The sequence below is a fragment of the Variovorax boronicumulans genome (assembly GCF_029892485.1).
Lineage (GTDB): Bacteria > Pseudomonadota > Gammaproteobacteria > Burkholderiales > Burkholderiaceae_C > Variovorax > Variovorax boronicumulans_B.
Window position 1 is genome coordinate 143,737 of record NZ_JARXVG010000013.1, and the last position, 21,557, is coordinate 165,293.

A 21,557-nucleotide genomic window follows, 5' to 3' on the forward strand; every position below is an offset into this window, starting at 1 on the left:
ATGACACAGCCCCACATCGTCGGTGTGCGCCATCACAGCCCGGCCTGCGCGCGGCTGGTGGCCGAGCGCATCCGCACGCTGCGCCCGGCTTTCGTGCTGATCGAAGGCCCCGCCGATTTCAACGAACGGCTCGACGAGCTGTACTTGCCGCACCGCTTGCCGGTGGCGATCTACAGCTACTTGTCGGGCGACGACCGGCACCACGGGTCGTGGTCGCCCTTTGCCGAGCATTCGCCCGAGTGGCAGGCGCTGGTGGTGGCGCGCGAGGTGGGCGCGGCCGTGCGCTTCATCGACCTGCCCGCGTGGCACGCCGCCTTCTCGCACATGGAGAACCGCTATGCCGACGTGGCCGACCATGCGCACGAGGAACGCGCCGAGGCCTACGAGCGCGCGCTGACCGAGAAACTTTCCGTGCAGGGCCGCGACGCGCTGTGGGACCACCTGTTCGAGGACGGCTGCGACGTGGCCGAACTGGCGCAGCGCCTTCGCACCTACTTCGATCATCTGCGCGGCGACGATGCCGGCTCGCAGGGCAACCAGGCACGCGAACAGATGATGGCGCGCTGGATCGCCTGGGCGATGGCACAGCCGACGCAGCCCGGCCGCGCGCAGGCGCTGGTGGTGTGCGGCGGCTACCACGCGCCCGCGCTCGCGCGGCTGTGGCCGGGCATGCCCGCCGACCTGCCCGCCACGCCAGAACCTTCGCACGAATCCACCGAGCCAGACGAAGAAGACGCCGGCACGCGCGATGCGCAAGCCCCGCTGCGCTTTGGCTCCTACCTGGTGCCCTACACCTTCAAGCGCCTGGACGCCTTCGCCGGCTACGCCTCGGGCATGCCGTCGCCGGCCTACTACCAGTGGGTGTGGGAGCTGGGCCCCGAAGGCGCGGCGCACCGCGCGCTGCAATACGTGATGCAGCGCCTGCGCGAGAAGAAACTCCCCGCCTCCACTGCCGACCTGATGGCCGTGCATCTGCGCGCGCAAGGGCTCGCGCGGCTGCGCGGTCACGAGAAGCCGCTGCGCTCAGACTGGCTCGACGCGCTGGCCGGCGCACTGGTGAAAGACGCGCTCGACGCCCCGTTGCCCTGGACCTACCGCGGCGCCATGCGCCCCGGCACCGACCCCGTGCTCGTGCAGGCGATGGACGTGCTGGCCGGCGACACCGTCGGGCGCCTCGCGCCCGGCACGCCGCAGCCGCCGCTCGTGGCCGCGGTGCAGGCCGAACTGGCGGCGCACGGCATCGTGCTGCGCGCGCAGCTCAAGCTCGATTTGCTGGGCGACGCCGACCGCGCCAAGAGTCGCGTGCTGCACCGGCTGTTGATCCTGCGGCTGCCCGGCGTGCGGCGCACGCAGGGGCCGAAGCTCGCGATGTCGGGCGAGCGCACCGAACTCTGGTCGCTCGGCGAACCGCTGGAACAGCAGGCCGCGCTGATCGAGGCCGGCGCCTGGGGCGCGAGCCTGCACGACGCGGCGCGCGCCCGGCTGGAAGATGACCTGCGGCAGGCGCAAGGCCAGATCGCCCCGCTGGCCGAGGGGCTCAACCAGGCCGCATGGGCGGGCCTGCCGGCGCTCAGCGATGCGTTGCTGCGCGAGCTGCAGGGCGCCATTGCCAACGAAGCGCGCTTCGAGGCGCTGGGGCCCGCCCTGTCGGTGCTGCACACGCTGCTGCGCCACGGCCAAACGCTGGACATGGCCGACGCGCCGGTGCTGCGCGTGGTGATCGGCGCGGGCTTCGACCGCGCGCTGTGGCTGCTGGAGCCGCCCGCCGCCGTGGCGCCAGCCGACATGCAGCCGCACCTGGAAGGCCATCTGGCGCTTCGGCAGATCGTGGCCGATGTGCTGGCCCATGCGCAGGACAGCGCCCACGGCGCCCACGACATGCACGCGCCGTCGCTGCTCGACGTGGAGCCCGCCCGCGCGCTCGCCGTGTGGCAACGCAAGGCGGCCGACGCCGGCGCCGCGCCCGTGAGCCGCGGCGCGGCGCTGGGTGCCACGCTGAGCCTGGCCGGTCGCTTGCCGCATCCACAGGCGCATGAAGACGGCGTGGGCGAGGCGATGCGGCTGCTGCACTCGCTGCCCGCCCCCGTGCTCGGCGATGCGCTCACCGGCCTGCTGGCGCTGGCGCGCGAAACGCTGGCGTCCGAGCCCGCCTTCATCGCCGGCATGGACCGCACCGTGCAGGCACTGGACAACGCCGACTTCGTGCGTGCCATGCCCAGCCTGCGCGGCGCCTTCGCCTGGCTGCCGCCGCAGGAACGCGGGCTGCTGGCGGACCAGGTGCTGGCGCTGCACGACGCCGCGCACCTCTCGCGCCGCGCGCTCACGACGCACCACGCCGGCGAGGCCACGCCTGCGCAGCTGGCCGAAGCGCGCCGCGTGGAAGACGCCGTGCTCGCGCGCCTGGCCGCCTGGGGCGTGACGCTCGACGGTACGCAAGGAACGCTTCACCCATGAGCCTGGACATTCCCGATCCCCTGCAACGCTGGCGCCTCCTGCTGGGCGACCCCGCCGAGGCGGCGTGCGGCGGCCTGAGCGCCGAAGCCAAGGCGGCCGACGCCGCGCTCGACTGGCTCTACGGCCGCGACAGCGATCGCGCGAGCCGCGGCGAACGCAGCGCCGGCCTCGGCCCCTCGGCGCTCAGCACGCCGGACTGGATCAATACCATCCACACGCTCTTTCCGAAGGAAGTGATCGAGCGGCTGGAGCAGGACGCGGTGGAGCGCTACGGCATCGACGAGGTGGTGACCAACCTCGAGGTGCTGGAGCGCATCGAGCCGTCGGAGTCGCTGCTGCGCGCCGTGCTGCACACCAAGCATCTGATGAACCCCGAGGTGCTGGCGGCCGCGCGCAGGCTGGTGGCCGAGGTGGTGCGCCGCATCATGGAAAAGCTCGCCACCGAAGTGCGCCAGGCCTTCAGCGGCAGCCGCGACCGGCGCCGCCGCTCGCGCATGAAGGTGGCGCGCAACTTCGACTTCAAGCAGACGCTGGCCGCCAACCTGCACCGCTACGACCCCGAGCGCCGCAAGCTCTACGTGGAGCGCCCGGTGTTCATCAGCCGCACCCGACGGCATGCCGAGCCATGGGACATCATCTTGCTGATCGACCAGAGCGGTTCGATGGTCGACTCGGTGATCCACAGCGCGGTGATGGCCGCATGCCTGTGGCAGTTGCCCGGCATGCGCACGCGGCTGGTGGCCTTCGACACGGCGGTGGTCGACCTGACGGCCGACGTGTCCGACCCGGTCGAGTTGCTCATGAAGGTGCAGCTGGGCGGCGGCACCGACATCGCGAAGGCGGTGGGCTATGCGCAATCGCTCGTCGCCAATCCGGCACGGAGCATCGTGGTGCTGGTGAGCGACTTCTACGAAGGCGGCAGTCCGCACGAACTGGTGCGGCGCGTGAAGGCGCTGGTGGAGTCCGGCGCCAAGGTGCTGGGCCTGGCCGCGCTCGACGCGACGGCTGAACCCAACTACGACCACGAGATGGCCGCTCGGCTGGTGCGCGAAGGCGCGCAGATCGGTGCCATGACGCCGGGGCAGCTGGCCGGCTGGCTGGCCGAGAAGGTACAGGGATGAGCGGCGACATCGCATGGCGCTCCGACCTGCTGGAGCTGACGCCCGAGGCGCTCACGGCACTGGCCAACGCGGGCTTCGTGAAGCGCGCGCAGAAGGACGTGGCCGCCGGGCTGCTGCCGCGGATGGAGGCCGGCGCGGACGGTGTGGTGCAGGCGCATTTCGACGACGGCGTGCGCACCAGCCTGCCGCCGGGGCGCACGCTGCGCGATGCGCAGTGCAGTTGCCCGGCCAGCGGCATGTGCAGGCACCGCGTGATGCTGGTGCTGGCGTACCAGGCACTGGCGGCGTCTTCGAAGGCTGACGCACCTGCGGCCGCGGACGATACGCCTGCCGATTCGGACGACGCCTGGAACCCCGCGCAGTTCGACGACGCTGCGCTGGCCGCGAGCTTTGCGCCGTCCGTGCTGGAACAGGCGAACAAGCTCGCCGTCGCGCGGCCGGTGGTCGCCGTTCAGGCCTGGCGCAGCGCCGGCGCGCCGCCGGTGGCGCGGCTGCCGATGTGCAGCGTGCGCTTTTTCTCGCGCAGCTCGCTCGTGCATGCGCGCTGCGATTGCAAGCAAGGCAGCGGCTGCGCGCACGTGGTGGTCGCGGTGTGGGCGTTCCGTCAGGCCGGCGCGCTGCCGCCGGGCGCCGCGGAAGCGATGGTCGAAGTCCGCCCGCCCGCTTCGGCGGACGCGGACACGGCGAGCGGCGCACAGCAGCCGCTGATGCAGGGCGATGCGGCGCGCGTGCTGCGCGCCCACATCGACGCCCTGCTGCTCTCGCTCTGGCTCGACGGCTCGAGCCAGCCGCTGATGGCGCTGGCCGCGCGCTTCAAGGCCGTGCGCGAACAGGCGCTCGCGCTGGGCTGGAACTGGATCGACGACGCGCTCGACGAGCTGTGGCAGCTGCTGCAGGCGCAGCAGGCACGCAGCAGCCGCTTCGAGCCGCTGCGCCTGGTGCGCGTACTGGCCGAGCTGTGGGCGCGGCTGCAGGCGGCGGCGCACGCGGAGCAGCCGAACACCCGACGGCCGGCCCTGCTGGCGAGCCAGATCCTGGGCGTCGGCGTGAAGGGCGAGGTGGCGCTGGACCACCTGCGCCTCGTGTCGCTCGGCGCCGAGCTCTGGTCTGACGACACGGCTGAAGGGGCGAGCATTCTCTTCGCCGACCCCGACACGCAGAACGTGACGGTGCTGGAGCGCCAATGGACGCGCGAGGCCGACGCGGCGGCCGGCGGCACCGCGCAGGCGCTGATGAACCGGCGCGTGGCGGGCTTCCCGCTGCGGCAACTCGCGAGCGGCCAGATCATCACCAAGACCGCGACGCGACGCGCCAACGGGCTGGTCGACATCACGGCCGGCGCGCGGCAGACGGGCGTGCTGCCGCTGTCGCCCACGTCGTGGAACGACCTCGTCGCGCCTTTGCGGCAAGGCAGCGTGGCCGCGCTGGTGGCGCACCTGCGCGAGGCGCCGCCCGATTTCGTCCGACCCAGGCAAGCGGCGAGCGGCGCGTCCACCGGGGCCTCGGGGCAGCTGCACGTGGTGGCCCTCGATCGCATGGAAGTGGTGTCGTGCCACTGGGATGCGGCCGCGCAGGTGTTGCATGCGGCGCTGGCACAGGCGGGGGCCGGCGACACGGGCGAGGCAGGCGTCCCTGCGGCAGCGCCCGCCAAAGAACAGCTGCGCCTGGCGCTGCCGCATCGCGCGGTGGCGCCGGGCGCGGTCGATGCGCTGGCCCGCACCCTGGCCGGTGGCCATGGCGCGCTGCGCGCCGTGGCGGGCACGGTGCACCTGCAAGGCGGCGTGGCGGTGATACAGCCGCTGAGCCTGCTCACAGCGCAGCGCGCCGTGGTGCTGCAGGTCGAGGCGGTCTCGCCGCAGCCGCTGGGCTTGCACAGCGACGTCGACGAGGTGCCTGCGCTGAATTCGCTGGCGAACGACACGCTCGCGCTGCTGGCGCTTTGGCTGCGGCAGGGCCTGCGGCATCAGGGCGGCAATGCTCTGTCGCGCGCCGAGGCGCAGGTGCTTCACCTGAAGCAGGCCGGGCTCTACCGAGGTGCGGCGCTGCTGGGCGCGGTGCTGGAGAACCTGCGCTCGGCTCAGCGGCCGGCGTTGGTGGCGCAACTGGGGATGTTGGGGCTGCTGATGCAGGGCGTGGCGCAGTCGGCATCGATGGAGGCATCGGCATGACCCCCTCCCAAGCCATTGGTGACTTGGGGGTTCTTTGCGTGGTGCGCTTGTCTGACTCGAACTTCGGCGCGCCCGTGATTCTCAGTGCTGAGGAAATATCGGTGGTGCGGGAGCGCTATCGCGGCTATGGCAAGGCCAGATTGACCGCGAACATCGGGACTTGAGTTTCAGCATGCCCGATGGCCAGATTCGCCACATTCAGCGCGGGTGCCTTCGGTTCGACCGAAGCAGTGCATGGGCTCGATCCATGCAGCGAAATTTCTCAGGCCTCGAACGTTCGCGGTTTACCCACGATCAAAGTTCGCAAACAGCCCCCCAACCCGTGAGAACCAGCCCCCCTGCAGCTGCCTAGCTGTGAAGCTCCAATAGGTTGTATCCGGTGTTCATCGGGATTGGGTTTGAGAGACCGGAAGTCGCCAAACACCCAATCCACTCAGGAGGCCCGACCGGATGAACACCCATAAGCATGCCCGACTTACCTTCCTGCGCCGACTCGAGATGGTCAAACAGATGACTTTGGAAGGCCTCGATGTCGTGCGAGCCGCAGCCGCACACTGCGTCACCGCCCCCACGGCCGGGAAGTGGCTCGGTCTCTATCTGGCCGGCGGCGAAGCCGCCTTGGCCGATGCGTCCTGCGGCCGGCGTGACTTAGCCCCTCAGAACTTCTAGTTCAGGCTCGCCTTGAAGCCGTGGTCCTGGAGTCCGCTGCCGAACTGCCCCGAGCAGGAGGCTCCCAGCGTCAGGTTCGGGTGCAGCTCCACGTCCACGCCCGCCTCCACCACCGCAACGTTCTTGACCAGCGGTACGCCTGCGAGCGTGAACGGGATGCTGTCCGCGAACGCATGCGTGCTGGTGGGCGTCGTGTCGCCGAAGGCGTGGCGCCAGCCGAGCATGCCGCGCAGCCGCGTGGTGGTGCCGAGCTGGGTGCTGGCGCGCAGGCCCAGCGTCGTGAAAGTCGCATCGACGCTGCCGCCCTCGCCGCAGAGCGCCGCCAGCCCGCCGCGCTCGACGTAGGCATCGCTGCGCAGCCGCGCGTAGGCCAGGCCGAAGGGCCCCAGCGCCACGCCTCCCGCGTCGATTCGGTGGCCGCTTCGCCGAAGAGCTGCGTGGTGGTGCAGTCGTAGTCTGCCGAGAGGTTGTCGGCGATACCTGCAAAGCGGACCGAGTGGCTGGTCTCGGTCTTGTTCCAGCTCTGGCTGGCACCCCTCTCGTCGGCAAGCGTGGGTCATAGGGCACGAGAACACTCCCCGAAAGTGAGCCGCGCGTAGGAGAGCCACTGTCAGGAAGAGGCGGCAAACAGGCATGGCTTCGTACCTGCGGTAATGTCACCTTAGGCTCGCACGGGTTGTCCGCGCGCAGACTGGAGATCGACATGACAGACGACACGAAAAAACCGGACTGGACCGGAAGCTGATCGCGATGCATGAGCCGCACGAGGTGCGTTCGTGGACCGAGTCGCTCAAATGCTCGGAAACTCAGCTGCGCGATGCGGTGAAGGCCGTGGGCAACTCGGCGGAAGCCGTGCGCGAGTACCTGGCCGGGAAGCGCTGATGAACAAGATCCGGCGCATTTCGGTGCACGTCGACGAGCCGGACCCAGGGCGCTTCTACTGGGTGCTCATGGAAGAAGGCGGCGATGCGAGCCAATGGGCGGAGCTCCAATCTGCCGACGAAGGCTATGACATGTGGCTCGACGCACTGCAGGCAGGCATGCGGGCATTGGAGCGCCTCGCGTCAGACGAGCGGATCGGGCCTCGCATCGCGGGCGACGATGAAGATTCATCCCCGGTTGGTGAAACGCAGTTTCTCAGCTGAACGTCATGGTCGTCTATCTTGCTCTGTTGTTTTGGAAGAAACTGAGTTGGTATATGCGACGCGGCCCTCTCGCATAGGGCCGTGGTCTGCACTGCGGACGGCGCTTGCCATGACCTCAACAGATCGCTCTTCGAAGGAGGAATCTGACATGCCGGTATACAGCGATGCCTATGTCGCATGGATCGAAGCCGAGGCCAGGGCCGTATCCGCACATTGGGCTTTGTGCCGAAGAACCGGCAGCGCTGCCGAGTTCCAAGCCGAACTAGCCAATGTTTCCGCGTTACGTGACGAGTCGAACGCGCGCTTCGGGGCGATGATGAGCGAACACGACGAAAGAGTGGCCGCTTTGTGTCCCTATTGGGAGTCGTCTTTCGGCGCGTAAAGCCGCTCTTTCTGCCTCAACCGGTTCAACTCGGCGCGTCCCATGAAGGTAATCCTGACGATCACCGCGACACGGTCGTCTATGTCCTCTCTGCCGGGAGGCGGCAATACAGCCTCGATCAGTTCGGCAGCAGCAAGAACTGCGGCGCAGTCGATCTCGCTTTCAGATCTGACGGTCAAGGGAAATGCGGCGTCTTCAATTCGACGGAGGAAATCCATGGGCATGCGCGGTCCTTGTCTTCGCCCGCACAGTGTCAGAGGGGTTTGGGCTGAGATTAGCAATTTAACACCTTGATGACGAGTTTCAGACAACGGGGTGTGCCTTCGACGTCGCATGTTTCTTCATGTGGAAACCAGCCAAGCCCATTGTGTCCTTTGCATTCCGCGGAGGTCACTTCCCAACAAGGAAGTGAAGCACCGCGGCGACGATGCCGACATCCCTTGCACGGGGCGCCGTCCTGTCGGTGGACCCTGGAGATCACGCCTTCGTCGCGGCGGCGGCGATCTCGTCAACGTCAACAGTTCCGGTGTCGATCTGATCCGAATGTTTATGTCCGAGGCGACGGAGATCACCTTGTCACTGGCCGGGTACGCTTTTTCGTCGAGCTTGTCGTTCCACTCAAGGATGTAGGTGTTCGGTACGAACTGGAACTCGGCGCGCACCATGCGGTCGATGTCGTACAGAATGGTCTTGATGTTCGGGTCTTCGGCCCTGTAACCTAGGCTGCACTGCCAACGCGACGCATCGTAAAACACGGCTTCTGCGCAGGCTGCCAGCGGCGGGAGCACGCCAAAACATCGGTGAACTCCTGACCAGCGCCCCCTCATGCTCAACCTTTTGAAGCACATATGGACGATGCCTCGTGCCACATTGATTCTGTTGTCACACAGAATGACCAGAGAGGAAGGCCTCGACGCAACGCCAATTTAGCCGGGCCGCATCGGCTGCCTGCCAGACCATGCCGCTCGTCTCACTCGTTGGCTCTGTGCGTTCCTACAAGACCCGGTCGATAGGTCGGTAGCCTTTTGGACAAAGACCCACAGGGGGTCGACAGATTGTTTGCCATGCCTGTAACCGCATTCCTCGTCGAAGACAACAAGGTCATCAGAGACAACCTCATTCCTGCCATTGAGAGTTTGTCGGCCGCACGCGTGGAAGGCGTTGCGGAAACCGCGGACGATGCCGTCGCCTGGCTGATCTCCCATGATGGCCATTGGGACGTGGCTGTGGTGGATCTCTTCCTTCGGAAAGGATCTGGGCTCAACGTGGTCGAGCGCTGCCGAGACAGGGAGCCACACCAGCGTGTGGTGGTCCTTTCCAACTACGCGACGCCTGAAATGCGGCGTCAGGCGCTGCTGCTCGGCGCAGATGCAGTGTTCGACAAGTCCACGGAGATCGATGCCTTGATCGACTTTCTGGAGACGCTCAATGGCCCGCACTAGGAGGGCCGCAGTCTTTTTTGCGTTCTAGCGCGACACGTCCTACGGGGGTGATCCGGATCACGATGGCGGCTTCCGGTCGCCCGCCGGCATCACCGGGCTGTGGAGTCAGCATCTCGGCGTCGACCAAGCCTGCTGCTTTCAATACCAGCACGTTGTTGATGTCGTCGAATGAATCGACCTTGAGCGGGAATTCAGCTTTCTCGATCTTCATTAAAAAGTCCATCGGCATGGCTTCTCCTGGCCGCCCCCTGGGATAGATCTACACGTTACCCTGACTTAGCGCTTTTCTCCTCTTTTCCGCGTGCGAAAAAAATGGCATGTTGATTTCCTCGCAAAGGAGCAGCCATGGCCACCCCGCGCTCGATCGCATCCCTGTCCCTGGGTTTCGGCCTCGTGTCGATCCCGGTTCGCCTCTACACCGCCACAGAGAGTTCGGCCGCGGTGAGCTTCAACCTCCTGTCCCAGGAAGGGCACAGGGTCAAGCAACAGTACGTCTCCGCAGTCAACCCGAAGAAGATCGTTCCCCGATCGGAAATGGTCAAAGGTTACGAGTTCGACACGGACCGCTACGTCATCTTCAAGCCGAACGAGCTCAAGGCGCTGGAGGAAGGTGCGAGCCACTTGATCGATATCGTCGCCTTCATCCCTGCCGATGGGGTCGACCCGATCTACTACGACAAGCCCTACTTCCTGGCACCGGACAAACGCGGCGGCAAGCCGTACAACCTGCTGAAGAAGGCCATGCTCGAGAGCGGCCGCTGCGCGCTGGCCAAATGGGCGTGGAAGTCCAAGCAGTACGTCGTTCAGGTCCGCGCGCAGGACGAAGGCTTGGTCCTGCAGCAGTTGCTCTACGCGGAGGAAGTCCGCTCAATCAAGGACCTGGGCATCGAGCAGTTGGAGCCTTCGGCCGCCGAACTGAAGCTGGCGCTGCAGCTCATCCAGCAGATCTCCCGCGACAACTACGACCCGACGATGTTCGAGGACGAGGAGAAAAAACGCATCCTCGCCGCGATCGACGCGAAGATCGCAGGCGAGGAAATCATTGCGGCCGAGCATCCCGAGGACGGTACGGGCGCGTCGGGCCAGGTCATCGACCTGACCCAGATGCTCATGGCCAGCCTGGAGCGGCAGAACGCCGGCAAGCGAAAGGCACAGGCGGCGCCGTCCAAGAGTGGCCAAGTCGTCACGCCGCTGCGAAAACCAGAGAACAAAGCCATGCGTGCTCCAAGGGCGGCCGCCAAACCCGCAGCGCCGGCACCGCGCGCCAAAACGAGAAAGTGACTACGCAAGACAATCCGAGCCGATCGCTGCGCAACGTCGTGCAGTTGCTCGGCCTGTCCCGGCACGCCGTGCTCAAGCTGATCGAGCTGGGCTTTGTCACGCCCGTGAAAGAGGAAGGCAAGGCCTGGAGGTTTTCATTCCAGGACGTCGTTCTTCTGCGCTCGGCGAATGAGCTGCGCGCGGCGCGCATTCCCACGCGGCAGATCCTCAAGGCGCTGCGCCAGCTCAAGGCAACGCTTCCTGCGGAGCAGCCGTTGCAGGGCATGCGCATCACGGCACAGGGCGACCAGGTGACCGTGCGATTCGGAGACGCGCACTGGGAACCCCAAACCGGTCAGTTCGTCCTGGACCTTCAAATCGCAGCGGGTGGCGGGTCCGTGAGTTTCTTCCCGCAGCAGTGGGCCGAGGCGCCGCCGACCGCCGAGCTCGACGCCCGATTCGCCAAGGCCGAGGCACTTGAAGAATCCGACCCTGAGGCCGCAGAGGCGACATACCGCCACGTGCTGGTCGACGATCCGGCCTATGCCCATGCCTATCTCAACCTGGGCTTCCTCATGTGCGAAGCCGGGCGGTGCGAAGAGGCGGCCGCGCTGTACGAGGATGGGCTGCATTTCTGCCCCGACGACCCGCTCATGCACTTCAATCGGGCTGCAGCCCTCGAAGGCGTGGGCGACGTCGACGGGGCGCTGGCCAGCTACGAGGAGGCGTTGCGCTTGCAACCCGACCTGCCCGATGCGCACCGCAATGCCGCGCTGCTCTATGCGGATGCCGGGAATCAGCAAATGGCCATCCGTCACTTCAGCGCATTCCGGCGCCTCCAGACAGCGGGGCTGAAATAGCTGGGCGACCCACCACATCCGGCAGGAATTCGGCTGCACGCAATGCCGGACGATGGCGGGCGGGGACGGACCGCCCGAGCCTGGCGGCAGGCTCGCAGCGGTGGGCTGCGCAAACGGAGAGCGGTCGTCAACCCGTGATTTGGCGGTCGCCTTTCGCCTTCGGTTGCCCCCGTTTTCCCGATCTGGTGACCGACAGCGGGCTGCGCCGCCTCATCACGCGTGTACGCGCCAAGCTGGCTTTGACCCGCGCCGACCGCCAGCTTGACATGCTGGAGCCTCCGCCCGAACGGTGCGCGGCACGGCGGCCGTAACATTTGCCGTTCTTTTTCCGGCCATGTTTGCCATTTGGGCACCATAGCGCCGTCAGCGCAGGCATCCGGATTGCCGGACTGCAAGAATGCACGACCGTTTTTTGCACCTGGCAGAGCTGAGACAGCATGCGAACCAAGCTCGCGCTGTGGCACTCGACTTCCAGCGCCTGATTGCTTCGAAGCCAATCCATGGAGAAGGGCGAAGCGCTGCATCTGAGACAGAGTTTCAAGCGTCCGTAGCACTGATGGATCTCGCCCTTGCGGCGCAGCGCCTCTACCTTCGTGAGGTCAAACGGTGCAATGTGGCGGCGCTCGACCGGGCGGCCTGTGCAAACGGGACCGGAATTCAACGGCGACCGGCCGGGGATCCAAGTAGCAATCGCTCCAAATGAGCGTTACGCAGCACCTAACGGCGTTACATCACAGCCCAGCCCATCCAGCTGGGTCCCGGCAAATCCCGATTTATCGCGCCGTTTTGGGTTGTCGTTTCTCAACACCATTCAATCTGCAAGCAATTCCCACTGAGGTCAGCGCCGCGCCGACCTAGCCACCCGAGCTCATGGACGTAACAAAAACGCCGCTGACAAAAATCCCGCTTTCGCGCAATACTGTTGTTTTATACAGTATTCATATCATGGCTGCGCTGCTGGACTGGGTTGACAAAGACGAGGCTGAGCCACCGCCGCAGCCCGTAGGAGACCGGCCGTAAATCGAAGGCGAAAATGCCTCAGGGTTTGGACTGTGGAATGTGAGAGTTTGAGGCAGCCGGCCTCGGGGCCACTCACTAGGAGATTCCCAATGGCAGACAACCCGAAGAAGACCTCCCTCGACCAGAAGCTGATCGCGCTCAATGAGCCACACGAGGTGCGATCTTGGACCGAGTCGCTCAAATGCTAGGAGACCCAATTGCGCGATGCGGTGAAAACTGTCGGCAACTCGGCCGTGCGCGAGTATCTAGCCGGGAATTAGTGGTGAGCGGCATTCGGCGAATAGCCATCCATGTTGACGAACCGAGTCCCGGACACTACTTCTGACCTCGGCCGGTCCGTCGAGTTCAAACGCTGCGGAACGTGTGACAACTGCCCACGGATCGAAGCGCATGAAGCTGCAATGTCCCGCCCGCTCGTTCTGAGCGGCGGGCCTATGGTACCGGCGACCGATTCGCCGGCCCTCGCCGCTGGCGATCCGGTGCGGCCCTGGGGTTGTCATCGCTTCGGATGGCGGGTCGGTCACGGTCGGCTTTGCCAATGCAACCGAACGCTGCTTTCACCCGGACTATGTGACCCGCGTGCGTCGAGCTACGGCCTTTGCGACTTGAGTAAGGTGAGGGTGGTGTTGTCCGGGATGCCCTCGTAGTAGCGTTCCAGGATTTCCTTCATGGCAGTGTCCTGCGGCGCCGCCTCGGAAAACAGCGTCGCGCATGAACACAGCTTCATGTCGTCCGGGGATCCGAGAATTTGATGGATGGTGCGTCCACGAACTTCAAGGACCAGGCGTGCGCATTGCAACAGCCTGCTGCGCAGCAAAGGATGGGCCCAATACGCCCTCGCCTCCTCGATGCCCTCGATGCCGAAAAACTTGGCCGTCGGGCTTCGCCCGAGGGCCTTCAATTGCGGAAAGATGAACCAGATCCAGTGCGTGGTCTTCCGCCCTGCCGCGAGCTCTTCACACACGGTTTTGTAGACGGACTCCTGCGCTAGAACGAAGCGGTTGAGATCAAAGGCCATGGCGGTTCCGTGAGCTTTCCTTTTTCGATGTGGCAGACGCAAATCTGAACGACGCTTCGATCCAAGGCGGTAGGAAAGAGACGACCAGCGCGTAGGCCGGAACACCGTCAGTCGATGGGCCTATACGACGATGGTCACCGGTCCGATGGCGGCGGAACGTTGCACCGCAACCAAGGAACGACCATGAGCACCTCAGTGCAAGATTCGCTGCGGCGGATCGCCATCCATGTCGAAGAGGCCAAGACGGGGGGATTCGAATGGGTGCTCAGCGAAGCCGATGCTAATGCCGGCGACGATCGGTGGACTGTGCTCAAGCGCGCCCGCAAGGCCGTGAAGAGCTACAAGGCGTCGATGGCGGACGGCCTCGTCGCGCTTCAATCGCTCATCAACAACCTGGACATCGGGCCTCGGACCGCCAAACCCGAAGGCGAGCCCGAAGCCGCATCCCCGCGCAAGCGCCCTTCCCGTCCTGCACCGGCCAAGCATCGCGACGAAAAGCCGCCCGCAAAGACGAGCGGCAGGACCGTCTTCGGCTTCGGCCTGATGAAGTAGCCACGGGCGGGTGCCGCTTGCGCTGTGCGGCCTGTCCTCCCAGCGGCACCGGCCGTGTCCGACAACCCGCCGCATCGACCGAACTGATGCTCGATCGCCGGTCGTTGCCGGCTCCCCCTATTTCCAGTCCATCGAAGGAACGATCATGGCCACGAGCAGCAGAACCCTCTGGAAAGGCGCGATCACTTTCGGGCTGGTCCACATCCCCGTGGGCCTTCACACGGCCAGCACCGAGTCGGGCGTGGATTTCGACTGGCTTGACAAGCGCAGCATGGATCCGGTGGGCTACAAGCGCATCAACAAGAAGACGGGCAAGGAGATCGACAAGGACAACATCGTCAAGGGTTTCGAGTACGAGGACGGCAAGTACGTGGTGATCTCCCCCGACGAAATCGAGGCCGTGTATCCCCGCACCACCCAGACCATCGAGATCCAGTGCTTCATCGACGCCAACGACATTCCCTTCGTTTACCTGGAGCGCCCCTACTACGTCGCACCGATCAACAAGGGCCAGAAGGTCTATGCGCTGCTTCGCGAGGTGCTGATCAAGACCGGCAAGGTCGGACTTGCGAAGGTGGTGATCGCCACCAAGCAGCACCTCGCGGTGCTCGTGCCTTCGGGAAAGGCGCTGGTGCTCAACCTGCTGCGCTGGGGCGACGAGGTGAAGACGCTCGAAGGCCTTGACCTACCCGCGGCGGGGGTCAAGGGCGCCAACGTGAGCGCGGCGGAAATGAAGATGGCCGAGCAGCTCGTGGGAGACATGTCGGGCAAGTGGGATCCCGAAGACTTCAAGGACGAGTTCAAGCATGCGGTGATGAAGATCGTCCAGAAGAAGGTCAAGGCGGGCGACACCGAAACGGTGATCCAGCCGGAGGAAGAAGCACCGGAGGAAAGCTCCAATGTGATCGACCTGACCGAGCTGCTGCAGCGCAGCCTCAAGGGCGGGAGCAAGACTGCCAAGGCGAACGCACCGGCGAGCAAGAAGGCAAGTGCCAAGACGACGGCCAAGTCCGGCGGAGCCGCCCGCAAACCGGCTGCGAAGAAGACGGCGGCCAAGGCCCGAAAGGCTGCGTAGCGCGCGTCTCCCTGAAACAGCGTCTGGGGCGTGAGCCCTCCCATGACCAAGGGCGACGGGCTCTCGATAGACAAGACCAAGCGCAACGTCGCGTCACGGCCAAGCCCACGCGATCACGTTCGACCCAATGCGTCGATCAAACGCTCAGCAAAAATATCAACTCAGGAATCGGATAAGCGCCCGCCACCATGCGATCCAACGGGCGCGGCGAGGACTTTGATCCTTGCGAAGGCGGCGCTGGCGAGTACCTAAACTGTCCATGGGCATGGAATGTCCTGGTTGGGCAGCAGCGACGCACGTAGGCTGTCAAGAGCCGTTGAGCCGAGTCGCAGAGCTTGGCGGCGGTGATATCGGATCTACGGTCACAGAGGTTGCGAGGGGTCCCGCGCGTGTGACATCGGTGCTCGCAAGTTTGGTTGCATTGAGAAGTGCGACCTCTTTCAGACAACCCAGACGCCGATACAAGCCGCGCAACTCGGATGCGCCGTTCTGTTTGCTTCGCACGAGTTCTCGCAACTCGGCCAGGAGTTCCTCATCCTCTGACGTGATCGTGTACCTACAGAGCGTGTGCAGCAGGCCCGTGAGGTGATCGGACAAGCTCAGCCGCTTTCTGGAAACGGGGTCGATGTACGTCGCGCCCAGCCCGAATCTTGTTGCTTGGAACTTGTTGTACGTATACACCACATAGTCTTCTTGGCAAGGCACAAACGGGTTTTCGATAAGCAGCCAATTTCCGAGAAGCTGCGCGAAACCGGCCAGGGACGCCGCTCGTCTGAGGGTCAGGGGACTGTCCAGGACGCGGATTTCAACCGTGCCAAACTCAGGCTTGGGTCGGATGTCCCAATGAAGATCCTTGATCGAGTCGATGACGCCGCACGAGAGCCACTTCGCGAGGTGATCGGTCAATTCGTCCCATGAGAGCGTGAAAGGGGCACCTGGACTTGTGGGAAAGGGATCCGGACAATTGAGGCGCGTCGAATCAAAGCCAGTGTCGTAGCCCTCCATGAACGGACTGGAAGCGGACATTGCGATGAGGTGCGGTACGAACCTAGACAACTGGTGCATCAGGAGCGGCACTCGTCGTACGTCGGCGCAGCCCATATGAATGTGCTGCCCGAATACGGTCGTTTGCTTCAGCACCTGCCCATATAACGCGGAGAGCACCTCGTAGCGACTAGAGCTGGAGATCTGTTGTTCCGGCCACCGTGCGAAAGGATGCATGCCGCCGCCAGCGATCTGTGCGTTGTGCTCGCCCGCAGCACCTGCTACGCGATCATGAAGCGATGTGAGATCGGCCAAGACTGCGGATGCACCCGTGCATATCCCCGTGGAGATTTCGATCATCCCGGCCGTGACTTCCGGGACGACTGCGCCGCGAAAAATGGGCGGGCCCCTGCCTACTGAGGTCAGAAGCTGCCTACTTAGCTGAGCGAGATCACCGGTGCCTACGTCGATGATTTGCAGTTCGAGTTCGACACCGAGGCTAAGTTCTGCGGACGGGGCGAAGTCGAAATGCAGACGATTCTTGGACATGAGGGAACTCGCTTCGCATGAGTCAGTGGCACGCATCTGGAATGTAGCCCCGCAAGCGCGGGTCGCAACAATACTCCACGTCCCTGCTCTACAGCACGGTTCGACAGAGCCGGGTTGTCGTTCGTCGCGAGCGTATTCGTGCGACAAACGGCGTGGCCGTCGGACAGCAGCGCGGCTGGCTGCCAGCGTGTTTCGCCGCAGCCAGCCTGCACTTCGGGAAACGACCTTGACGGCTACAACGGCAGCCGTCGGCCTTTGTCTGGGTCCGCGACCCGGTCGGCGAAGCTGCCCCTCCGGCTAGCAAGCGGCACGATGCCGGTTTGCGTTCTGGCAGAAGTCGAAGAATTCGTCGAGCTCGGTCGACTTGTCGAACACAGCGTCCGCTCCGCTCGCGCGACAACTCGCGCATTGCCGGCGTTGCATAGTTGGAAAGCACCACCACGCGCTGTTTTGGTCGACGCCGCGTCCGAACCCAATGCAGGACGCCAAGGCCGGAACCCTCCTTGAGAAAGAGATCTACCACTGCGATATCCCACGCATGTTCGTGCTGCGATAGCCAATGAGTGGCTTCGGATTCAGATTCAGCGACCCCGACGACTTCGGCCAGGCCAAGGTCTGTCAGCGCCGGGATCAAGTTGTCTCGAATTTGACGGTTGTCTTCGACGAGAAAAATGCAAAGTTCCATGATGCTTGCTCCTGTTCGGGAAGATAAGTGCTCGGGAGTCGGCATCCGTACGTGCAGGCGGATGGATCGCGTAGGAAGTCGCCTAGCGACATCGATTGGCCCGAGACCGGGGTATGGAACTGCCGGCGCCTTGCCCAAGGCGCTGGATACCCCTTTTCTGCTCGAGGTGGAGACATCGTCCGCGCTGTCTTTCATTGCCCAAACCCGCGGCGGCGGCATACGCACACGCAAGGTGGCGCCCTGATCGACCATGGCTTCGAGGGCGCTTCTTTGCAGAAGCTGGTGCCATCACTCGTGGGGATCGGCGCTGTTGCGCGTCTTGTTGCTGCCCGGCCGGGAACCTACGTCAGCGCTGACGGTGAGAAGTTCAGGCGGACGCGACCATGGTCAATGCAGCGGCTGGATGTTGAACGCGACACGTAGCTGGTCCAGCCGGGCCTGGGCATTCCAATAGCACTCCGCGAGTTGCTCAGGGGTGGATTCAGGGTAGCCCTCTGGCGGGCGCAGCGCGTTGCCGAGCCGCTCGAACGCGGCTTCCCAGGCAAGCTTTGCAATCGCGCGAGTTTCGGGAGAGGTGGGCATCCGTGATCCTGGGAAATTTGCGCAAATATAGCCTGAGCACGATGCCTTCAAGGACGCGAACGTTCACTGACGAGAGGCTCGTGGGCGTCCTCGTAGGAGAAAGGCGGACGGTCGAAGGCCGGCGACCTACCTGCACGATGAAGATCGTCTCACGACCGAGCCTTGGCCAACGAACTTACGGTGGACTCATGTCCCATGAAAGCACTTCCCCGCATACCGTGCGTACCTCCGCCCGGACCAACCTCGATGAATTCATCGATCACAAGACCTTTCCTTGTGTCGGCGCCAAGTCCGCGCTCAACAAGGGCCGTATCCGCTCCAGTCAGTTTGGTCATCTTGGCGATCCCGCCCAATGCCCAGCGCTGTTCGATGCCCTGAGGGTATATGCCGCCGAATTCCCGAACCCCGGCGCTACGCCGGTGAGTTTCATCGCCATGTTCAACGACACCGGCATGGACGAAAAAGAATTCGAGGAGGCGCTGTGGGAGCAACTGCAGATGCTCCATGAATACGACGAGAGGCAGGGATTTGCGTGGAATCACGACGTCAGTCAGGACCCCGCACAAAACGACTTTTCGTTCAGCGTCGGCGGCCGAGCGTACTTCGTCGTCGGCATGCACCCACGCGCCTCAAGGCTCGCGCGGCGGTCTCCCGTTCCGTGCCTGGTATTCAATTTTCACGAGCAGTTCGAAACGTTGAAAGCTTCCGGCAAGTACCAGTCGATGCAGAAGGCCATCCGGGCACGGGACGTGGCACTGCAGGGCTCTATCAATCCCGTCCTCTCCCGCTTCGGCGAAGCGTCTGAGGCACGTCAGTACTCGGGCCGATACGTCGAAGACGCCTGGAAGTGCCCTTTTCACCCTCAAGCTTAAATCTCATGTCTGAAACTCATCCAACCGGCTGCTGTCGGATCCCTCCGCAATCTGGTGTCGCCTTTCGACTCCGGGCGAGCGAAGTGCTTCGCATCAAGGATCCATTCGGCGAACAGGTGGCCGACCTCTTTGCCTTCGCGGAAAACGACCATGGGTGCAGTCTGTCTTCCGGGCGCACCATCGACTATGCCTCGAAAATATATCTGACGACAGGTGATGTCCTCTACGCCAATGACAGCCGCCCCATGTTTCGGATCCTTGAAGATTCCGTGGGCAGGCACGATTTCCTTTTGACACCATGCAGTCAGGAGATGTTCGAGATCCTCTACCAACACAAGGGTCACCATCCGAGTTGCTTTGAAAACCTCTACCGGGCGTTCGAGGAATATGGCATCAAACCCGGTCAGATCGGGACCACCTTCAACGTCTTCATGAACGTGGTGGTCGGTGAGGACGGCACGGTAAAAGTCAAACCGCCCCTGTCGCGGGCTGGTGGTTTTATCGAGTTGCGCGCAGAGATGAATCTCATCTGTGGGCTGACTGCTTGCTCGGCAGAAAATTCAAACAATGGTACGTTCAAGCCGATTGATTACGAGATTCTGCGCCGCCCCTGCAACGAATAGACGCTGCTCGAGTTCATGGGCCACTCAGCGGAGACACTGCCATGGAGTCCAAGAAAATTGACGTGAACGGGCTCAAGCTGCGTGTGGTAACGGCAGGGGCAGACGAAGAGCCGCTGGTCATCCTGCTCCACGGTTTTCCCGAGACCTCTCGAGCTTGGGAGCGTTACATCGATCCGCTGGTAGCGACTGGCTGGCGCGTTGCCGTTCCAGACCAGCGAGGGTATGGGCAATCGGATAAGCCCAGCGCAGTCAGCGATTACGTGCTGGACGTGCTGGCCGACGACGTGTGTGCGCTGGCGGCGGCGCTGGGCGCTGACAAATTTGCGCTGGTCGGCCATGACTGGGGCGGCATGGTGGCTTGGCACGTGGCGGCGCGGCACCCGGACCTGATCGATCGTTTGGCTATCCTCAACGCGCCGCACCCGACAAGCTTTCTGGGCTACGCGTTGACGCACCCATTCCAGTTGGCGCGCAGTGCGTACATCGGTTTTTTTCAGCTGCCTCTGGTGCCGGAAGCATTGCTGAGTGCGCATGGCTTCTCGCTCCTTCGCGCAAGCCTGACCAGGACCAGCAAGCCCAACACCTTCGACGATGGCCTGCTGGCAGCTTATCAAGCGGCATGGCAGGAGCCTCGGGCCATCGGTAGCATGCTCAACTGGTACCGCGCCCTGGCGTTTGCCCGTCCGCTGTCGACGCCCATCACATCGCCCACGAAAATTCTTTGGGGCGGACAGGACTCGGCGCTGGAAGCCGGCTTGGCCGACGAGGCGCTCAAATACTGCACCAATGCAAGTCTCGTACGTCTCGAGGACGCAACCCACTGGCTTCACCATGAGCAACCGGTCCGGGTCGGCAAACTGCTCTGCGACTTTTTTGCCTTACCTTAGATTGATCGCCCGCAGCGTTTAATCGGCCTCGCCGCTGCTGGTCGATGCGTGTCGCGCGACACGACGTGGCGCTCAGAATGCGAGAGCTCGCCCTACTCTTCGCGTTGCGGCTTGTCTTTCCGCGAGCGGTCAGCGTAAGGCGAACTGCCTTGGTTGTCGGTGGTGCCCACGGGGGCGTCACCCTTTCTGACGTTTTTCGGAGGCGCTTCTTCCAAGGGATCGCTCCCGACTTCGGCTTCTTCCCCTCGTTCACTGGCGGTCTTTGACGTCTGCTTCATCGCTTTCTGAGCGGGCGGTTCATGTGCGTTCTGCGGATTCTTTGGGCCGTTCATGGCACCTCCAATGGTTGGGGATTGATCGTTGCGGCTCGAAAGCCGCCGAGATCGGACAACGGTTTTGAGGCTACTCGCGGGGCTGCTTTCCCTCCAGCTGCCGCTCGGCCTCCAGCCAGTCGTCAGTATCGCGGCCATGCATGCCGCCTCGGCGCTGGTAGGCCTCATAGGCTGCGTGCCGGATTGCGTCTTCTCGAGTGGCAGGACTCATCGCATCGGACGAGGTAGTCACTGGCCCTGCCGCAATGTCTGCAAGCGACGATGCGCCTGACTCCTTCGATGCTTCATGGCTTTGCTGCGCGCCACCTTCGGACGCGGTCTCGACTTCCCCTGGGTAGCCAGTCTCTTTGTTGGCTTCTCGGCCCATGCGGCTCCCTTCTTCCGGCCCATCAAGACCCACTGCGCGGTTCTGATCAATGTTGACGGGCGACATGGTTGGCGCAGCTTGGGTTGGCTGACCCTTATCTGAAGGAGGGATGACCCTTCGGGCTTGGGATGACGGCGATTGGGATGCGTGGGATTTCATGAGTGGCTCCTTGTCGATGCACAAGGTCGCACCTTGGAAGGGGGAACGGTGTCGGACGCCGACTTGCAACATATTGGGATTCAGGCGCACGGGATCACTGGCCGCATCCCAATGAAGCGGCCGATTCGGGCTGCTAGCGTCACGGCTCACTGCTTCGCCGTCCTTGCACGATTCCGACCTATGACCCCGCCGATTCGAATCGCCATCGTCGCCGATCATCCGAAGGTCAGACGCAGCTTGGCAGAGTTTCTCTCCGACTTCTCGGACTACGTCTTGGTTGGAGAGGCTTGGGACGTCGAGGGGGCACTGCATTGACGGCAGAAGAACCCGTTGACGTGCTGATCCTTGACC

General features: G+C 64.0%; 24 protein-coding genes and 2 pseudogenes. 17 read left to right on the forward strand and 9 right to left on the reverse strand.

The annotated features are described in order from the left end of the window. The 5 genes and pseudogenes from M2282_RS25850 to M2282_RS25870 form a co-directional block, all read left to right on the forward strand. Entirely contained in the window at positions 1-2,454 is a 2,454-nt protein-coding gene (locus tag M2282_RS25850) for a DUF5682 family protein (RefSeq protein ID WP_280811636.1), read from the forward strand. Beyond that, positions 2,451-3,575 carry a VWA domain-containing protein gene (locus tag M2282_RS25855; RefSeq protein WP_280811637.1) on the forward strand — a complete coding sequence of 375 codons (1,125 nt, stop codon included), beginning with the start codon at positions 2,451-2,453 and terminating at the stop codon, positions 3,573-3,575. Before M2282_RS25850 ends, M2282_RS25855 begins: the two co-directional genes overlap by 4 nt. Beyond that, a complete protein-coding gene (locus M2282_RS25860; RefSeq protein WP_280811638.1) occupies positions 3,572-5,743 on the forward strand; it encodes an SWIM zinc finger family protein in 2,172 nt (723 codons plus the stop codon). Before M2282_RS25855 ends, M2282_RS25860 begins: the two co-directional genes overlap by 4 nt. Further along, positions 5,740-5,907 carry a hypothetical protein gene (locus M2282_RS25865; RefSeq protein WP_280811639.1) on the forward strand — a complete coding sequence of 56 codons (168 nt, stop codon included), beginning with the start codon at positions 5,740-5,742 and terminating at the stop codon, positions 5,905-5,907. Before M2282_RS25860 ends, M2282_RS25865 begins: the two co-directional genes overlap by 4 nt. A gap of 286 nt (positions 5,908-6,193) precedes the next feature. Then, positions 6,194-6,376, forward strand: a pseudogene (locus tag M2282_RS25870) (leucine zipper domain-containing protein); the annotation flags it as partial. A 32-nt stretch (positions 6,377-6,408) separates the two neighbouring features. On the opposite strand, the gene M2282_RS25875 reads toward M2282_RS25870, so the two are convergent. Next, a complete protein-coding gene (locus M2282_RS25875; protein ID WP_280811640.1) occupies positions 6,409-6,807 on the reverse strand; it encodes an autotransporter outer membrane beta-barrel domain-containing protein in 399 nt (132 codons plus the stop codon). Positions 6,808-7,162: 355 nt separating this feature from the next. Here M2282_RS25875 and M2282_RS25880 point away from each other — a divergent pair, with 355 nt between their 5' ends. The 3 genes from M2282_RS25880 to M2282_RS25890 all read left to right on the forward strand — a co-directional run bounded on the left by M2282_RS25880 (position 7,163) and on the right by M2282_RS25890 (position 7,939). After that, on the forward strand, positions 7,163-7,294 hold the full coding sequence (locus M2282_RS25880; RefSeq protein WP_280811641.1) for a DUF3606 domain-containing protein: 132 nt from the start codon (positions 7,163-7,165) through the stop codon (positions 7,292-7,294). After that, positions 7,294-7,557, forward strand: a complete 264-nt coding sequence (locus tag M2282_RS25885) for a hypothetical protein (protein WP_280811642.1) — start codon at positions 7,294-7,296, stop codon at positions 7,555-7,557. Before M2282_RS25880 ends, M2282_RS25885 begins: the two co-directional genes overlap by 1 nt. 148 nt (positions 7,558-7,705) lie before the next feature. Further along, the gene (locus M2282_RS25890; RefSeq protein ID WP_280811643.1) at positions 7,706-7,939 is read left to right on the forward strand and encodes a hypothetical protein; all 234 of its coding nucleotides are present in this window, start codon (positions 7,706-7,708) and stop codon (positions 7,937-7,939) included. Here the strand turns inward: M2282_RS25890 and M2282_RS25895 are convergent. Further along, positions 7,912-8,163 carry a hypothetical protein gene (locus M2282_RS25895; RefSeq protein WP_280811644.1) on the reverse strand — a complete coding sequence of 84 codons (252 nt, stop codon included), beginning with the start codon at positions 8,161-8,163 and terminating at the stop codon, positions 7,912-7,914. The two genes, M2282_RS25890 and M2282_RS25895, sit on opposite strands and share 28 nt — an antisense overlap. Positions 8,164-9,003: 840 nt before the next feature. Between M2282_RS25895 and M2282_RS25900 the strand changes: the two genes are divergently transcribed. Beyond that, positions 9,004-9,381: a response regulator transcription factor gene (locus tag M2282_RS25900; RefSeq protein ID WP_280811645.1), complete on the forward strand. Its 378-nt coding sequence runs from the start codon at positions 9,004-9,006 to the stop codon at positions 9,379-9,381. Here the strand turns inward: M2282_RS25900 and M2282_RS25905 are convergent. After that, on the reverse strand, positions 9,365-9,610 hold the full coding sequence (locus tag M2282_RS25905) for a hypothetical protein (protein WP_280811646.1): 246 nt from the start codon (positions 9,608-9,610) through the stop codon (positions 9,365-9,367). The genes M2282_RS25900 and M2282_RS25905 overlap by 17 nt on opposite strands. A gap of 116 nt (positions 9,611-9,726) precedes the next feature. Here M2282_RS25905 and M2282_RS25910 point away from each other — a divergent pair, with 116 nt between their 5' ends. From M2282_RS25910 to M2282_RS25920, 3 genes are all read left to right on the forward strand, one after another. Beyond that, complete coding sequence (locus M2282_RS25910; protein WP_280811647.1) at positions 9,727-10,662, forward strand: Ku protein; 936 nt, start codon at positions 9,727-9,729, stop codon at positions 10,660-10,662. A 38-nt stretch (positions 10,663-10,700) separates the two neighbouring features. Then, positions 10,701-11,501 (forward strand): tetratricopeptide repeat protein, encoded by an 801-nt coding sequence (locus tag M2282_RS25915; RefSeq protein WP_280811648.1) that lies wholly within the window; start codon positions 10,701-10,703, stop codon positions 11,499-11,501. 1,109 nt (positions 11,502-12,610) lie between these two features. Continuing rightward, a complete protein-coding gene (locus M2282_RS25920; RefSeq protein ID WP_280811649.1) occupies positions 12,611-12,709 on the forward strand; it encodes a DUF3606 domain-containing protein in 99 nt (32 codons plus the stop codon). Between the two features lie 401 nt (positions 12,710-13,110). Here M2282_RS25920 and M2282_RS25925 read toward each other — a convergent pair whose 3' ends face one another. Beyond that, positions 13,111-13,539 carry a DUF1810 domain-containing protein gene (locus M2282_RS25925; protein ID WP_280811650.1) on the reverse strand — a complete coding sequence of 143 codons (429 nt, stop codon included), beginning with the start codon at positions 13,537-13,539 and terminating at the stop codon, positions 13,111-13,113. A gap of 183 nt (positions 13,540-13,722) precedes the next feature. Between M2282_RS25925 and M2282_RS25930 the strand changes: the two genes are divergently transcribed. Together M2282_RS25930 and M2282_RS25935 are read left to right on the forward strand one after the other, a co-directional pair. Further along, positions 13,723-14,091, forward strand: a complete 369-nt coding sequence (locus M2282_RS25930) for a hypothetical protein (RefSeq protein WP_280811651.1) — start codon at positions 13,723-13,725, stop codon at positions 14,089-14,091. A 145-nt stretch (positions 14,092-14,236) separates the two neighbouring features. Beyond that, positions 14,237-15,166 (forward strand): Ku protein, encoded by a 930-nt coding sequence (locus M2282_RS25935; protein ID WP_280811652.1) that lies wholly within the window; start codon positions 14,237-14,239, stop codon positions 15,164-15,166. 306 nt (positions 15,167-15,472) lie between these two features. Here M2282_RS25935 and M2282_RS25940 read toward each other — a convergent pair whose 3' ends face one another. From M2282_RS25940 to M2282_RS25950, 3 genes and pseudogenes are all read right to left on the reverse strand, one after another. After that, positions 15,473-16,699: a YbdK family carboxylate-amine ligase gene (locus M2282_RS25940; protein WP_280811653.1), complete on the reverse strand. Its 1,227-nt coding sequence runs from the start codon at positions 16,697-16,699 to the stop codon at positions 15,473-15,475. A gap of 297 nt (positions 16,700-16,996) precedes the next feature. Next, positions 16,997-17,384 (reverse strand): annotated as a pseudogene (locus M2282_RS25945) (response regulator). A 387-nt stretch (positions 17,385-17,771) separates the two neighbouring features. Continuing rightward, the gene (locus M2282_RS25950) at positions 17,772-17,966 is read right to left on the reverse strand and encodes a hypothetical protein (RefSeq protein ID WP_280811654.1); all 195 of its coding nucleotides are present in this window, start codon (positions 17,964-17,966) and stop codon (positions 17,772-17,774) included. A gap of 188 nt (positions 17,967-18,154) precedes the next feature. Between M2282_RS25950 and gntA the strand changes: the two genes are divergently transcribed. From gntA to M2282_RS25965, 3 genes are read left to right on the forward strand one after another with little or no spacing between them, the layout of a single operon-like run. Next, positions 18,155-18,838: a guanitoxin biosynthesis heme-dependent pre-guanitoxin N-hydroxylase GntA gene (gene gntA / locus M2282_RS25955; RefSeq protein WP_280811655.1), complete on the forward strand. Its 684-nt coding sequence runs from the start codon at positions 18,155-18,157 to the stop codon at positions 18,836-18,838. Positions 18,839-18,843: 5 nt separating this feature from the next. After that, positions 18,844-19,461 carry an urea carboxylase-associated family protein gene (locus tag M2282_RS25960; protein ID WP_280811656.1) on the forward strand — a complete coding sequence of 206 codons (618 nt, stop codon included), beginning with the start codon at positions 18,844-18,846 and terminating at the stop codon, positions 19,459-19,461. A gap of 41 nt (positions 19,462-19,502) precedes the next feature. Then, a complete protein-coding gene (locus tag M2282_RS25965; RefSeq protein ID WP_280811657.1) occupies positions 19,503-20,348 on the forward strand; it encodes an alpha/beta fold hydrolase in 846 nt (281 codons plus the stop codon). A gap of 92 nt (positions 20,349-20,440) precedes the next feature. Here M2282_RS25965 and M2282_RS25970 read toward each other — a convergent pair whose 3' ends face one another. Both M2282_RS25970 and M2282_RS25975 read right to left on the reverse strand, forming a co-directional pair. After that, entirely contained in the window at positions 20,441-20,680 is a 240-nt protein-coding gene (locus M2282_RS25970; protein WP_280811658.1) for a hypothetical protein, read from the reverse strand. Between the two features lie 70 nt (positions 20,681-20,750). Beyond that, positions 20,751-21,206, reverse strand: coding sequence for a DUF2934 domain-containing protein (locus tag M2282_RS25975; protein WP_280811659.1), 456 nt, complete (start codon positions 21,204-21,206; stop codon positions 20,751-20,753). Positions 21,207-21,557 lie beyond the last annotated feature (351 nt).